Raw genomic sequence first — 14,067 nt, 5'->3', positions numbered from 1 at the left:
TAGTTGTGGATTTTTCTTATTTTTATCTGATTAATTGCACGAAATGACAACATGATTCGACAAAATGATATTAATGTCACATTTATGTGAGAAAAAAGAACTATCTATGGAATTAACCTAGGAAAAAAGGAGAGATTTGTCTATGAGGCGAAAGTTTCAGACGTTCAAACGGCCAGTAAGCCTATTTTTGGCTGCTATTTTTCTTGCAGGAACGATATTGGGTGGTTTTGGTGCACCTGTGCAAGCGGCCGTAAGCAATGACAACATTGTCATTTCACAAGTGTATGGGGGCGGCGGCAATGGAGGCGCGCCACTCAAACAGGACTTTATAGAATTATACAATCCAACCGATTCACCGATTTCCCTCGCAGGGTGGAGTGTGCAATATGCTTCGGCTACAGGAGCTTTTACAACGAATATACACAATTTAAGCGGAACAATTGCCGCTAAAGGCTATTTCCTTATTCAAGAGGCGGCGGGAGCAAGCACGACGGCTGCTGATCTGGAATCGCCAGATGCAATTGGTACGCTTAATATGGGTGGTACCGCTGGTAAAGTTAGACTGCTTAATGCAAGCAGTGCAGTGATAGATCTAGTTGCTTACGGTTCAACAGCGACTGGTGGAGAAGGTGCTCCAACTGGCGATCTGGGTGCTGCATTAGCAGCTATCCGCAAAGCGCTAAATCCGGGGGACCGGGCGCTGGATACGGATAACAACAACGCCGACTTTACAGTAGCTGCTCCAAGCCCTAGGAATTCTTCTTACGGCGCGGTTGCAAGCGTATCGGCTAGTCCGGCTGCGGGCGAGGTTCCAGCAGGAACATATGTAACCTTGTCTACAGCAACGCTTGGTTATAGCGTTTATTACAGCGTCTACAGCCCGGATGCGCCGGTCGCTCCGGAAAATTTTGCTGCTTATGCTTCGCCTATCGAAGTAGCGGCTCCAATGACCATTCATGCGTATGTGAAAAATGCAGATGACACGATTAGCGGCCTGACTGAATTTGCCTATACGCTTGCGAACCTTACACCGGTTGCGATTTCGGATGTGCGAAGCGCGGCAGTAGGCTCGAAGGTTGTCACGCATGGGACGGTTTCCCATCGCACAGAATCTGGCGGCAAAGTGAATTTGTTTGTCCAGGATGCCAATTCTGCTGTCGTCGTTAGAGGCGCAGATTCGGGTGCTCAACCAGGAGATGAGATTGAAGTTTACGGTCAAACCTCGCTTTACAATGGCATGCTGCAGTTGGACACTGATCTGGTAACAGGCGGTTATGTCACAGTTAACGGCCAGAGCGCGGTTCCTGAGCCAACCGTCATTACTTCGACGGCTTTCGGCACGGGCGATGCGGTTCGCAATTTGTCCGAAGGCCGTCTGGTGCAAATCAATGATATTACGATCAAACGTGCGGCAAGCGGCGTGTTTTATGCGACGGATGCTGCAAGCAGCCAGGAAATTGCGATTTATTCCTCGGATGCGGCCTTTGCTCTGAACAAAACGTTTGAGCAAGTAACTGGCGTCATGACGTATTACACAGGGGTCGGGATGGAGCTTGTTCCAAGAAACTCTTCCGATATCGTAGAGCGCAAGCTGTCTGTAAATGCCAGCGTGCCTTCTGGCGGTATTGCCACGGGCGGAACGGTCGCGCTCAGCACGCTGATGGACGGCGGCGTCATTCATTTTACAACGGATGGCACTACGCCTACAGCGGCAAGCATGGTCTACAGTGCGCCAATAGTCATTAATGCAGATACAACGATTAAAGCAATCGTAGTGGCGGGTGCTGATACGAGCTCCGTATATACATTTGAGTATACGGTGCTGCAAAACACAAACGGCATCAAAATTCATACGATTCAAGGCAAATCCCATCGTTCTATTTATGAAAATGTAGCGGTAACCAATGTTTCCGGTATCGTTACATCGGTAAGCGCAAGCAGCTTCTACATGCAGGAGCCAGATAGCAGCATCGATAACGATCCTGCTACTTCAGAAGCGATCCAAGTGTATAAAGCGGCTCACGGCGTGGCCGTAGGAGATGCAGTAACGGTAGATGGCACTGTTGTCGAATATGGCACGAGCCCGGCTCTGACCGTTACGCAAATTACAGCTACAACTGTTACAAAGGGACTTCCTTCGCAGCCATTGCCTGTGCCAATTGTTATTGGTACTAATGGACGTATCGTTCCGAACGCCATAGATACCGATAGCTTCGGAGCATTTAATCCCGATGGCGATGCGATTGATTTCTTCGAAAGCCTGGAAGGCATGCGCATCCAGTTGAATGATGCCCGCATTACTGGCCCTTATGCCAACTCGGTTACGCCAGTGACTTTTGACAATGGCGCTAATAATCCGATTAAAACCGATGCAGGCGGCATAGTGCTTACAGGTGATGGCACGCAGCCATTCGATAGCAGCCTGAATCCGCAAAAAATGTATATCGCGGCTAAACCAGCCGGTCAGGATATTAAAACAGGCGACCAATTTAATGGTCCGATTACAGGCGTATTGAATTATACGAGCAATTTGTTCAAACTTATTCCAGATGGCACATTGCCAGCTATTACGTATTCTTCCCGTGCACAGGGTGTTGCGTCCACGGTAGCTGCAGCTGACAAGCTAACGATTGCTACGTTCAACGTAGAAAATTTCAGCAGCAGCCAGACGGCTAAAGCTGCAAAAATCGGCGGCATTATCGTAAATAATCTCAAAACGCCTGATATTATTGGGCTTATGGAGGTTCAGGATAATAATGGCGAAACAAACAATGGCGTTACGGATGCGAGCCAAAGCTTCCAAGCGTTAATCGACGCTGTTGTTGCCAAAGGCGGCCCGACTTATGCTTACACGGACATTGCTCCGGTAGATGGGCTGGATGGCGGAGCTCCGGGCGGAAACATCCGCGTTGGGTACTTGTACAATACAGCGCGCGTAACACTTGCGGCTGGAACGAAAGGTGACTCGACAACTGCTGTACAGGTGAAAGGCGATGGCAGCCTGTCTGTGAACCCGGGCCGAATCAGCCCGACGGATGCAGCCTTTAATGCTTCACGCAAACCGCTTGCCGCTGAATTTAATTTCCAAGGCAAACGCGTTGTAGTCATTGCAAACCACTTTAATTCCAAAGGCGGAGACGGCATTCCATGGGGAACAATTCAGCCGGTTATCCGCAGCAGCGAAACGCAGCGTGCTCTGCAAGCTGGAATCGTAAATTCGTTCGTATCGCAGCTTGTGGCTAGCGATCCTAATGTGAATGTAGCGGTATTAGGCGATTTGAATGACTTCCAATTTTCGAAGACGCTTGATATTTTGAAGAAGGACGCTCTGACTAATCTGGTTGAGACAATGCCGGAGAAGGACCGTTATTCTTATATTTACGATGGCAACTCCCAGACGCTTGACCACATTCTGGTCAATGATGCTCTGACAGACTATTCCGATATTGAAGTCGTACATGTCAACGCAGACTTTACGGATTCAATGGGACGCGTCAGCGACCATGATCCATTGCTTGCTCAGCTAGATCTTGGCAGCAAGCCGGTTGTCGGCAATGACGATTTCTCATTGCGTGTCTTGCATACGAATGATACGCATGCACATCTGGATAACATGGCGCGCCGCGTGACGGCAATCAACAGCCTGCGCGACGACAACACACTTCTGCTTGATGCAGGCGATGTATTCTCGGGTACGCTCTATTTCAACCAATTCCATGGACTTGCTGATCTGTGGTTCATGAACCATCTGAAATATGATGCTATGACCTTCGGCAATCACGAGTTTGACAAGGATGCAGCGACGCTGGCAGCGTTCATTAATGATGCGAAATTCCCGTTCGTTGCAGCGAATGTCAATTTTAGCGGTGAAGCTGAGCTTGGCAGCAAATTCGTTAACAGCATTCCTCAAGTGGATGGCACAGCGAATGACGCTAAAATTTACCCGGCTATCATCAAAGAGGTGGATGGCGAGAAGGTTGGTATTTTCGGCCTAACAACGCCAGATACAGCATTGCTTGCATCTCCAGGCAACGTTGTATTCAGCGATGTGAAAGCAAGTGCAGAAGCGACGGTTGCACAGCTGGAGTCGCTTGGCATCAACAAAATTATTGCGCTGTCCCATATCGGCTATACGGAAGATCAGAAGCTTGCGGCTGAAGTAGATGGCATTGACATTATTGTCGGCGGCCACTCGCATACGCAATTAAATGAACCTTTTGTATACCGCAAAGATCTAAATGCAGCACCAACGCTTATCGTTCAAACGGGCGAATATGGCGTGAATCTCGGTCAATTGGACGTGAAATTCGATGCTGCGGGCAAGCTGACCTCGTGGGACGGCAAGCTGGTAAATGTCGATCAGCAGGTTAACTCGCAGTATGTATTTGCGGCTGATCCAGCTGCTGCAGCTAAAGTAGCGGAGTTCAATGCTCCTTTGACTGAGCTTAAGAAAACGGTAGTAGGCAAAACGGATGTGGCGCTGGATGGCCTTCGCAAAAACGTGCGCAGACAGGAAACGAATCTGGGTAACCTGATTGCAGACGGCATGCTGGATAAGGTGAAAAATAGCCCATTGATCGACAAGGCAGGCATTGCCGGCTATGTGACGATTCAAAATGCAGGCGGTATCCGTGATTCCATTCCTGCTGGAGATATTACACTTGGCCATTTGCTGACGGTTATGCCTTTCGGCAACAACTTGACGGCGCTGAAAATGACAGGGCGTGAAATCGTTGCTGCTCTCGAAAATGGTGTCAGCGGTTCGACGCCAACTAGTGAGGAAGGCAGATTCCCGCAAGTGGCAGGCATGCGATTCTACTATGATATGACGAAGCAGCCGGAGATTTACAACTCCGTATCAGGTCAAATTACACAGCCGGGTGAACGTATTCTTAAGGTTCAGGTGCTGAACGACCAAGGTAAATACGTTGACATTGATGAGGATGCTTATTATATCGTAGCGACAAACTCCTTTATGGCGAACGGTGGAGACTTCTATCTGTCCATGAAGGCAGCGAAGGACGCTGGCCGCTTCTATGAGCTGAATTTTGTAGACTATGAAGTGTTCAATGAATATTTGAGCAAAGTGGGTACGGTGAACATTGGGGTAGAGGGCCGTATTACCAATGTGCAGAATGCATTCGATCTGCGTGTTCTTCATACGAACGATACCCATGCCCATCTGGATAATGCCCCACGTCGTATTAACGCAGCTGCGGGCTTGAAGAGCGAGAAGCAAAATGCTTTGCTGCTTGATGCAGGCGATGTATTCTCGGGTACTTTGTATTTCAATCAGTTTAAAGGACTTGCTGATCTGTGGTTCATGAATGAGATGAATTACGATGCGATGACGTTCGGGAACCATGAGTTCGATAAGGATGCAGCGACGCTTGCGGCATTCATCAGAGGGGCAAACTTCCCATTTGTCAGCTCGAACGTTGATTTTAGCGGTGAAGCAGAGCTCGATGCTTTGTTCAATGATGATATTGTGTACTCCTCGTCTTCCGATGATAATAAGGCGGAGATTCACAAGGCAATTATTAAGCAATTTGGCGGCGAAGAGGTTGGCATTGTTGGACTGACAACACCGGATACCGCGCTGCTCGCTTCTCCCGGACAGGTGAGATTCGAGGATTATGTAGATAGTACAAGAGCGACAGTTGCAGCACTGGAACAGAAAGGCGTCAACAAAATCATCGTTCTCTCCCACTTGGGCTACGGCGAGGATCTTAAGCTGGCAGCAGCAGTAGAGGGCATTGATATTATCGTTGGCGGCCACTCGCATACGCAGCTGAATGAGCCGACTGTTTATCAGAAGACGGCTGACGCACCTCCTACCCTAATCGTACAAACGGGTGAATATGGCGTATATCTGGGCAAGCTGGATGCGATTTTTGATGCACAAGGCGAGCTTGTAGTCTGGGATGGCGAGTTGGTTAATGTAGACGAGAAGATTGGAGCGAATTATAAATTTACTGCTCTTCCTGAGCACACGGCGAAATTGGAGGAATTCAAGGCGCCAATCGCAGAGCTTCAGAAGACGGTTGTTGGCAAAACAAACGTTGCACTCGATGGCCTCCGCAAAAACGTGCGCAGACAGGAAACGAATCTGGGTAACCTGATTGCGGACGGCATGCTGGACAAGGTGAAAAATAGCCCATTGATCGACAAAGCGGGCATTGCCGGTTATGTAACAATTCAAAATGCAGGTGGCATCCGTGATTCCATTCCTGCTGGAGACATTACACTTGGTCATTTGCTGACGGTTATGCCATTTGGCAACAACTTGACGGCGCTGAAAATGACAGGTGCAGAAATTACTGCGGCGCTCGAGAATGGTGTCAGCGGTTCGACGCCGACGACGGAGGAAGGCAGATTCCCGCAAGTTGCAGGTATGCGCTATACTTTCGATTCCACGAAGAAGCCTGAAATTTACAACTCGGTTACTGGTGTTGTGACACAACAAGGCGAACGAATCGTAAAAGTGGAAGTATTGAATGAGCAAGGCGAGTATGTGGCGCTTGATCCAAATGCATATTACATTGTTGCGACGAACTCGTTCATGGCTAATGGCGGCGACTTCTATCTGTCAATGAAAGCAGCGAAAGATGCTGGCCGCTTCTATGAACTGAATTTTGTAGACTATGAAGTGTTTAATGAATATTTGGCGAAACTCGGTACAGTAGATATCGGTATTCAAGGAAGAATCACCGATCTATTAGGCTCCGGGAACCCGGGCACAGGAAATCCTGGCACGAGCAATCCAGGAACAAGCACTCCTACCCCGAGCCCGACGCCAACACCTTCTGTATCCCCAAGTCCAAATCCAAGCCCGACGCCAACTCCAGTTGTGCTTAAGGATGTAGCGGGACATTGGGCAGAGCAGTCGATTAAGCAGGCGGTAGAGCAAGGAATAGTAAAAGGATTCAGCGACGGCACGTTCCGTCCAGAAGCGAATGCGACACGTGCAGAGTTTGTAACGATGGTTAGCCGTGCATTTAAGCTGGAAGCTGCAACAACATTGCCGAATTTCCGCGATGCGGATGCAATTCCGGTATGGGCACGCTCCTTCGTAGCACAGCTGTTAGAAGCGGGGCTCATTAGCGGTTATGCGGACAATACGTTCCGACCAAGCAACCCATTGACCCGAATTGAAATGACGGCCATCATGGTACGTGCACTTGACCTTCCGGTTGATCCGGCTGCAAAGGTGGATTTTGCCGATGCGAAAGAGATTCCGGCTTGGGCAGTTCCTTATGTAGCTGCGGCAGCCAAAGCAGGCATTGTACAAGGGGCGAACAATAAGTTCAATCCAAATGCTAAGGCAACGAGGGCTGAGGTTGTTACCTTGCTGCTGAATGCAACGAAATACGCTGAAGCAAGCAAATAAGTAAAAGGCAGTTAATGAAATAAGCGAGGCCGTCCCAAGGCAGTATTTACACTGCTTTGGGACGGCCTTTGTTTTGATTAAACAGCAGCTCCATCAGAAATTTGAGCAATTTGTTCATTAAGCTGACCGCTGCATAAACCGCCATGATAGCAAATAACATGCTGGATGGGGTAATCTGCAAGCGCTTTGAGTGATTGCAGAGCCCTTTCATAATCGAGCGTGGCAGCAGGAGCAGGAGGGGCGAGCTTGCCATTTTCTGCGATCAGCGCATCTCCTGCTATTAATGTTTGGCTCGCGTGATGATATAAGCTGATATGTCCGGGGGTATGTCCCGGCGTATTAATAATGCTGATGCCGCCGCATACATCAAGCTTGCCGCCGCCCAGCAGCTGCGCTGTTACATTTGCGTGGGGCGGATGCTCCAGCATTTTTCGAAAAGCGGCGCGAAATGCAGCGGGCGTTTCCGGAGGAAACATCAGATCGAGGTTCGCGAGCGCCTCGTCGGTTATTTTGATCAGACGTTTGCGTCCTTCGATGTAGGGCTTCTCGATGTCGCTGCTCCATACACGCGGTGCGTAATCAGCTTGTTCAATGACAGCTGGCAGACTGCCAATATGATCGATATCTTGATGGGTAAGTACGACGTCGGTTATTTGCTTGAGGAGAACGCCTTCTAGTGCTGCGGCCTTCTGAATCAATGGAAGCTGCCCAGGGTGGGCAGTGTCTATAAGGATTTGGCGATCATTATCCCAAATAAGGGTAGGGTAAATCGTTGTGGATTTCCCCATAATGGCGGCTGTAATCTCCAGCATGGCAATGCCTTTTGCAAGTAGCATACGATCCCTCCGATCAACATCAGCTCAGATTGTGCTTGGCCAAGCTTTTATATCATAAGGGATAATCATAGAGGTGTAAATAATAAAATATTATATTATACCACATAAAAATATTTTTGTCAATATACAAATGAGGTGGCTGCTAAGCGGGGTGGAGGGGCGCGGATTATGATATGATAGTTGGAAAGGGCGGCTTTTCCGAGAGCTATATGGTAGGAGAAGCTGGCTTGGAACAACTATTTCTGATGTAAAGTAGGTTATTGCGATGCATTTATTATCAGTCGAACATATTACGAAAAGCTACGGGGAAAAAATGCTGTTCGAGGACGTTACCTTCGGTCTCGAGGATGGCGACAAAATCGGCATTATCGGCGTCAATGGAACGGGCAAATCGACGTTTCTTAAAGTGATTGCCGGGCTTGAGCCAGCAGATGCAGGCAACATTTCCATTGGGAACCGGGTGACCATTCGCATGCTTTCGCAGGACCCGGTGTTCGCTCCAGGGGAAACGGCGCTTGAGCATGTGCTTGGCGGCGATTCGCCGCAGCAGCGTGCTGTGCGCGAGCATGTGGAGGCGCTTGAAGCGCTGGAGCTTCATCCAAGTGACGAGGCGCTCCAGCAAAGGCTGATTAAAGCGAACCAGCGGATGGATGAATTCGACGCTTGGACACTTGAGAGTGAAGCGAAGATTGCGCTCGCTAAGCTTGGCATTCTTCATTTTGACGAGAAGGTCGAGACGTTTTCCGGCGGGCAGCGCAAGCGGGTAGCGATGGCGGCAGCATTGCTCCAGCCTTCGGACATTTTGATTTTGGACGAGCCGACGAACCATATCGACAATGATTCGGTCGCTTGGCTGGAAGGCATGCTGCAAAAACGCAAAGGCGCGCTGCTTATGATTACCCATGATCGCTATTTCCTTGATCGGGTCAGCAATCGGGTTATTGAGCTCGATGGCGGACGTGCTTATTTCTATGAAGCGAACTACAGCCGTTTTCTAGAGCTTAAGCTGGAGCGGGAAGAGCGCGAGGCGGCAACAGAAAGCAAACGCAAAAACCTGCTGCGCAGCGAGCTTGCCTGGATTAGGCGCGGAGCCAAGGCGAGAACGACGAAGCAGAAGGCGAGAATTGATCGCTTCGAGGACTTGAAGGCGCAGGCGCCTAAGCAAAGCGCGGGAAAAATGGATGTATCGGTTGCCTCGACCCGCCTCGGACGCAAAATCGTCGAGCTTGAAAAGGTAACGAAACGTTTTGGCGAGCGGACACTCATTCGTGATTTCAGCTATATTGCCGTGCCGGAGGACCGGGTAGGCATTATCGGACGCAATGGCAGCGGCAAATCTACGCTGCTTAAGCTGATTGAGGGGAGGCTGCAGCCGGATGAAGGTACAGTTGAGCTGGGCCTCACCGTAAATCTGGGCTGGTTCTCGCAGGAGCATGAAGAGATGGACGAGTCGCTGCGCGTCATTGAATTTATCCGCGAAGGTGCAGAGCAGGTGAAGACGGCGGATGGCTCGCTCATTTCAGCAGGGCAAATGCTGGAGCGGTTTTTGTTCCCTCCTGCGATGCAATGGAGCCTGATCAGCAAGCTGTCAGGCGGCGAGAAGCGCCGTCTTCAATTGCTTCGCGTGCTGATGAAGGCGCCGAACGTGCTTCTTCTCGATGAGCCGACGAATGATTTGGACATCTCGACGTTGGCCGTATTGGAAGATTATTTGGATGATTTTCCGGGCGTCGTATTTGTCGTATCCCATGATCGTTACTTCCTTGACCGGACAGTCGATAAAATTTTATCCTTTGAGGATGGCGTCATTACGCAGCATACAGGCAACTATAGCGAATATCAGGAGTTTGTAGAAAAGCATGGCTCGGCTGCTGCCGGTACATCGCCAGCTTCAGGCGGCTCCTCGGCGGGCGGAAGTGCGAAAGCTGCTGCTGGGGCAGGCTCGGCGAGCGCTGCTGGAAGCAAGAGTGCGGCGGGGGATTCGAACGCAAAAGCCGGAACGGGCGGCGGCAAGGAACGTGCGCTCAAAATGTCCTACAAGGATCAAAAGGATTTTGAGCAAATTGACGGCTGGATTGAGCAGGCTGAAAATGATCTTGCGCACATTGAACAGCGCATGGAGGAATCCGGCAGCGATTCGGTGCTGATTCAGCAGCTTTCGGAGGAGCAGCAGCAGCTTGAAGAAAAGCTGGAGCAGCTCATGGAGCGCTGGACTGAGCTTAACGAGCTTGCGGAGCAAATTGCTGCTCAGAAGAAGGTTTAATTAAAGGCGAGCCTATAGAACAGGAGAGGGGGATGGAGATGTTTTCAGAAGTACGCAACATTTATTGTATTGGGCGGAATTATCGTTTGCATGCGTTAGAGCTGGGCAATGAGGTGCCTGAATCGCCGATGGTATTTACAAAGCCGACTCATGCGCTAGTGCCGATGGATGGCGGCGTAGTGGAGCTGCCAGGCGATCAAGGCGAGGTGCATTTCGAGCTGGAGCTGGTGCTGCGAGTGGGCCGGGCGCTTGAGCCGGGCATGGACCCTGACGCATGCATCGACGGTTTGGCGCTGGGGCTTGATATGACGCTTCGCGATGTGCAAAGCAAGATCAAGGCCAAAGGCCAGCCGTGGCTTCCGGCTAAAGGCTTCAAAGGCTCCGCTCCCCTTGGCGCATGGCTGCCGTATCCTGGTGCGGAAGAGCTGAAGGCGCATGATTTTGCGCTGCTTCGCAATAATGAAGAAGCACAGCATGGCAATTCTGCCGATATGCTATTTAATATTGGCACGCTGCTCCGGCATATTAATGACAACTACGGACTTGGGCCGGGTGATCTTATTTTTACCGGAACGCCAGCAGGTGTTGCAGCTTTGCAGGATGGCGACAAACTCTCGGCATTGTGGCAAGGCAAAGAAGTTGCTAGCTGTTCAATTAAGCTCGTATAATCGGATTCAAGCAACCAAAAAACCTTCAAACCCGCGCAGGTCGCAGAGTTTGAAGGTTTTTTTGCGTCGCAGCCTGCCCTTGGGGGAGAGGCTGTGACAGCTGATTATGAGGTTCGCCTATACGTTTAAGCGGCATGTTTTTTTGAAATTAAGCGTTAAAAGCTTTCAGCATCCATACATGCTTCTCAAGCGCGGTGTGAATCGCAAGCAGCATATCGGCTGTCGTCTCATCATTCGCTTCTTGCGCAATCGACATGCCGGCTTTGAGCTCCTCGATTATCGTTGAGAAGTCCGTTATAAGAGACTCAACCATAGCTGTAGCGGTTTCTTTGCCTGTAGCGTCTTTGATGGAAGCCGTCTCCATATATTCTTTCATCGTTGCGACAGGCTTGCCTTCCAATGCAAGCAGGCGCTCAGCCAGCTCATCCACATTCAAAGCGGCCTCTTCATAAAATTCTTGGAACTTCACGTGCAGGGTGAAAAATTGCGAGCCCTTCACGTACCAGTGGAAATTGTGCAGTTTAATATAAAGGACACTCCAGTTAGCGATTTGTTTATTTAAGACCTCATGTGTTTTTTTCATGATCGTTCATCCTTTCGTTTCCTGTTTTTATGTTTCTAAAAGGGAAGTTTGCTTGGCGTAATCGCAATGGCTGGAAAGCTAAATGCTTAATTTATAGTAATTACTTATTTATAATTATTACAAATAACAAGCATTTTGTCAAGCTCGCTTCGCTGCATTCATCCGATAACATACTATAAACGTCCAGGCATTATTTTAAACAAGCTGCTAAACAAACAAGGCTATTTTACGCGTTTCATTGTCTTTTTAACCAAAGGCGGTATCCGCCATAAGACAAGGCGAAAAAGGCGGCGTATACGCCCGCAAATAAGGCGAAGCTAGCCCAATCTTTAAACATATTTTGACCCATATAAGCAAAGAGCAGCATAAACGGGATTTTGCCAAGAGCCGATGCAACGGCATAAGGAAGCAGCCGTACAGTAGTAACCGCGGGATAAATATTGACGACCATATGCGGAATGACCGGAATTAATCGCGCCGTCAAAATCGTTAGAAACGGCCGTTTTTCCATCGTGGCCTGAAGCTTGTCCAGTTGGCTGAATTTATGGAGGAAAGCTTGTCCTTGCTCACGGAAGAGATAGCGAGCTAGCAAAAATACAATGATGGCAGCAAGTGAAGCGGCCAGCCAGCTAATCAATGCCCCGAGCAGCGGACCGTACATAAAACCGAGCAAGGCAATCATAATTTTGAACGGAACGACGGGCACGAGTACGAGAAACAGAGCGACGAGAAAGACGATAAATACAGAGGGCGTGTCATTTTGCAGCCAATCGAGCAGATTGTTTTGGTATATAAAAACGGTGGCGAGCAGCAAAGCATAAATGATGGCGGAAATCCATTTCAGCATAACTATCTCCTTTAGCATGTCCTTAGCGGTACTTCTTTAATCTTAGCCTTTGCATAGTAACGGGTGCAACAAAGGATAGTGTTAAACGCCAGTACCACATAAACTTGGTACTAGCTGGATGCTGGCCTTTCGCTAAAATAAGAAAAAAAGCCTATGGGGCGAAAAAGGGGAAGCAATCGTTGAAAGAGAGAGATTGGAGTACGATTATTTTAGCTACGATACTTATTAGCTTTCCGATTATGTTCTTTACTTGGATCATTTATGCTATTGTGATGCTGTTAACAGACTCGAAATTATATGGAGCATTAGTCATCACGGCTTCTGCGCTTATAAGTATCTTTTATTTTCTAGCTTATATTGATGTGCTAAAAGAAAAGGTTTTCTGGTCATTGTTAGGTTCAGCGATTCTAATCATTGCAATTTCATTTGTCATCGGCTGGCGTTATGAACAATACGTGGAGAAGCTGAAAATCGTCGATGATCAGGCGATAAATATGAGAGATTATGAACCTTTTCGAGAGGGAACGAAGGCGGTATCGCTGCCAGAGCCGGCATCCCTCAAAATCCGCAGCCAGCTGCCGCATCTGGATGGCTCAACCGCCTTATATCCGATGTATGCTGCATTCGTTCAGGCAGTATATAAGCAAAAGGAATATTCCTACTATGAGCAAGACAGCGAGATTCAGGTGAACGGTACGGAGGATGCGTATAATCAGAGGCACAGGCAAAAGCAGCGGGTGTAGAGCTTACGCTGACGCCGATTGGCTATGAGGCTTTTATCTTTTTCGTAAACAGCCGCAATGAGGTGCAGGACTTGACGCTGGAGCAGATTCAAGGCATCTATGCCGGGGAACTGACGAACTGGAAGCAGGTTGGGGGAGAGAAGGAGAAAATTCGGCCTTTCCAGCGACGAGAGAACAGTGGCAGCCAGACGATGCTCCAAAAAATCATGAAGGATAAGCAGCTTATAAAGCCTATTGAAGAGGATGTAAATGTCGATATGGGTGGGATCATTAAAGCAACCGCAAACTACCGCAATTATAAAAATGCAATTGGCTTTTCATTCCTGTTCTACGCCACCGAGATGGTGCACGAGCAGCAAATCCATTTGCTTCAAATTAACGGGGTGGAGGCGAACCGCGCGAACATTAGAAACGGTACCTATCCGCTTACGGCGCCGTTTTATGCGATTACAGCAGGCACTGACAACCCTAAAGTACAGCCGTTTATAGATTGGATTTTGTCGCCGCAGGGCCAATATTTGATTGAGAAAACGGGCTATACCCCGCTTAAGCCGTAGGATGTTTTTTTGTTGCAAAGGGTGCAAAGGGCATGCCTAGGGCGTGTATGCAAACGTAAGCGAGCCAGATCCAGATTCTGATCCAGATCCAGATCCAGATCCAGATCGGATTTAGCGTCAAACGTATTCCCGCATCAACCAGGAATGTCACCCCTTATTCATATGGACCTACGTAACAAA

8 protein-coding genes are annotated in these 14,067 nt (G+C 49.0%); 5 read left to right on the top strand and 3 right to left on the bottom strand.

Going from position 1 to position 14,067, the window contains the following annotated elements:
* Window positions 1–142 precede the first annotated feature (142 nt).
* The gene (locus tag BBD42_RS04690) at window positions 143–7,390 is read left to right on the top strand and encodes a 5'-nucleotidase C-terminal domain-containing protein (RefSeq protein ID WP_099517206.1); all 7,248 of its coding nucleotides are present in this window, start codon (window positions 143–145) and stop codon (window positions 7,388–7,390) included.
* Between the two features lie 77 nt (window positions 7,391–7,467).
* Here BBD42_RS04690 and BBD42_RS04685 read toward each other — a convergent pair whose 3' ends face one another.
* Window positions 7,468–8,226, bottom strand: a complete 759-nt coding sequence (locus BBD42_RS04685) for an MBL fold metallo-hydrolase (protein WP_099517205.1) — start codon at window positions 8,224–8,226, stop codon at window positions 7,468–7,470.
* A gap of 265 nt (window positions 8,227–8,491) precedes the next feature.
* On the opposite strand from BBD42_RS04685, the gene BBD42_RS04680 reads away from it, so the two are divergent.
* Both BBD42_RS04680 and BBD42_RS04675 read left to right on the top strand, forming a co-directional pair.
* Entirely contained in the window at window positions 8,492–10,489 is a 1,998-nt protein-coding gene (locus BBD42_RS04680; RefSeq protein ID WP_099517204.1) for an ABC-F family ATP-binding cassette domain-containing protein, read from the top strand.
* Between the two features lie 38 nt (window positions 10,490–10,527).
* The gene (locus tag BBD42_RS04675) at window positions 10,528–11,157 is read left to right on the top strand and encodes a fumarylacetoacetate hydrolase family protein (protein ID WP_099517203.1); all 630 of its coding nucleotides are present in this window, start codon (window positions 10,528–10,530) and stop codon (window positions 11,155–11,157) included.
* A gap of 148 nt (window positions 11,158–11,305) precedes the next feature.
* On the opposite strand, the gene BBD42_RS04670 is transcribed toward BBD42_RS04675, so the two are convergent.
* Both BBD42_RS04670 and BBD42_RS04665 read right to left on the bottom strand, forming a co-directional pair.
* The gene (locus tag BBD42_RS04670; RefSeq protein WP_056030961.1) at window positions 11,306–11,740 is read right to left on the bottom strand and encodes a Dps family protein; all 435 of its coding nucleotides are present in this window, start codon (window positions 11,738–11,740) and stop codon (window positions 11,306–11,308) included.
* 235 nt (window positions 11,741–11,975) lie between these two features.
* Window positions 11,976–12,587, bottom strand: coding sequence for a TVP38/TMEM64 family protein (locus BBD42_RS04665; protein ID WP_172455391.1), 612 nt, complete (start codon window positions 12,585–12,587; stop codon window positions 11,976–11,978).
* A 179-nt stretch (window positions 12,588–12,766) separates the two neighbouring features.
* On the opposite strand from BBD42_RS04665, the gene BBD42_RS04660 reads away from it, so the two are divergent.
* Window positions 12,767–13,330, top strand: coding sequence for a hypothetical protein (locus tag BBD42_RS04660; RefSeq protein WP_099517201.1), 564 nt, complete (start codon window positions 12,767–12,769; stop codon window positions 13,328–13,330).
* Between the two features lie 8 nt (window positions 13,331–13,338).
* The gene (locus BBD42_RS04655; protein ID WP_099517200.1) at window positions 13,339–13,887 is read left to right on the top strand and encodes a substrate-binding domain-containing protein; all 549 of its coding nucleotides are present in this window, start codon (window positions 13,339–13,341) and stop codon (window positions 13,885–13,887) included.
* The last annotated feature ends 180 nt before the right edge of the window (window positions 13,888–14,067 follow it).

The sequence above is a fragment of the Paenibacillus sp. BIHB 4019 genome, assembly GCF_002741035.1.
GTDB lineage: Bacteria > Bacillota > Bacilli > Paenibacillales > Paenibacillaceae > Pristimantibacillus.
This window is presented reverse-complemented; position numbering and strand designations above follow the sequence as displayed.

What these genes read in the sequence shown, in the direction of transcription:
- BBD42_RS04690 (WP_099517206.1), top strand. Translation starts at nt 143, where the DNA reads ATGAGGCGAAAGTTTCAGACGTTCAAACGGCCAGTAAGCCTATTTTTG.
- BBD42_RS04685 (WP_099517205.1), bottom strand. Translation starts at nt 8,226, where the DNA reads ATGCTACTTGCAAAAGGCATTGCCATGCTGGAGATTACAGCCGCCATT.
- BBD42_RS04670 (WP_056030961.1), bottom strand. Translation starts at nt 11,740, where the DNA reads ATGAAAAAAACACATGAGGTCTTAAATAAACAAATCGCTAACTGGAGT.
- BBD42_RS04675 (WP_099517203.1), top strand. Translation starts at nt 10,528, where the DNA reads ATGTTTTCAGAAGTACGCAACATTTATTGTATTGGGCGGAATTATCGT.
- BBD42_RS04680 (WP_099517204.1), top strand. Translation starts at nt 8,492, where the DNA reads ATGCATTTATTATCAGTCGAACATATTACGAAAAGCTACGGGGAAAAA.
- BBD42_RS04665 (WP_172455391.1), bottom strand. Translation starts at nt 12,587, where the DNA reads ATGCTGAAATGGATTTCCGCCATCATTTATGCTTTGCTGCTCGCCACC.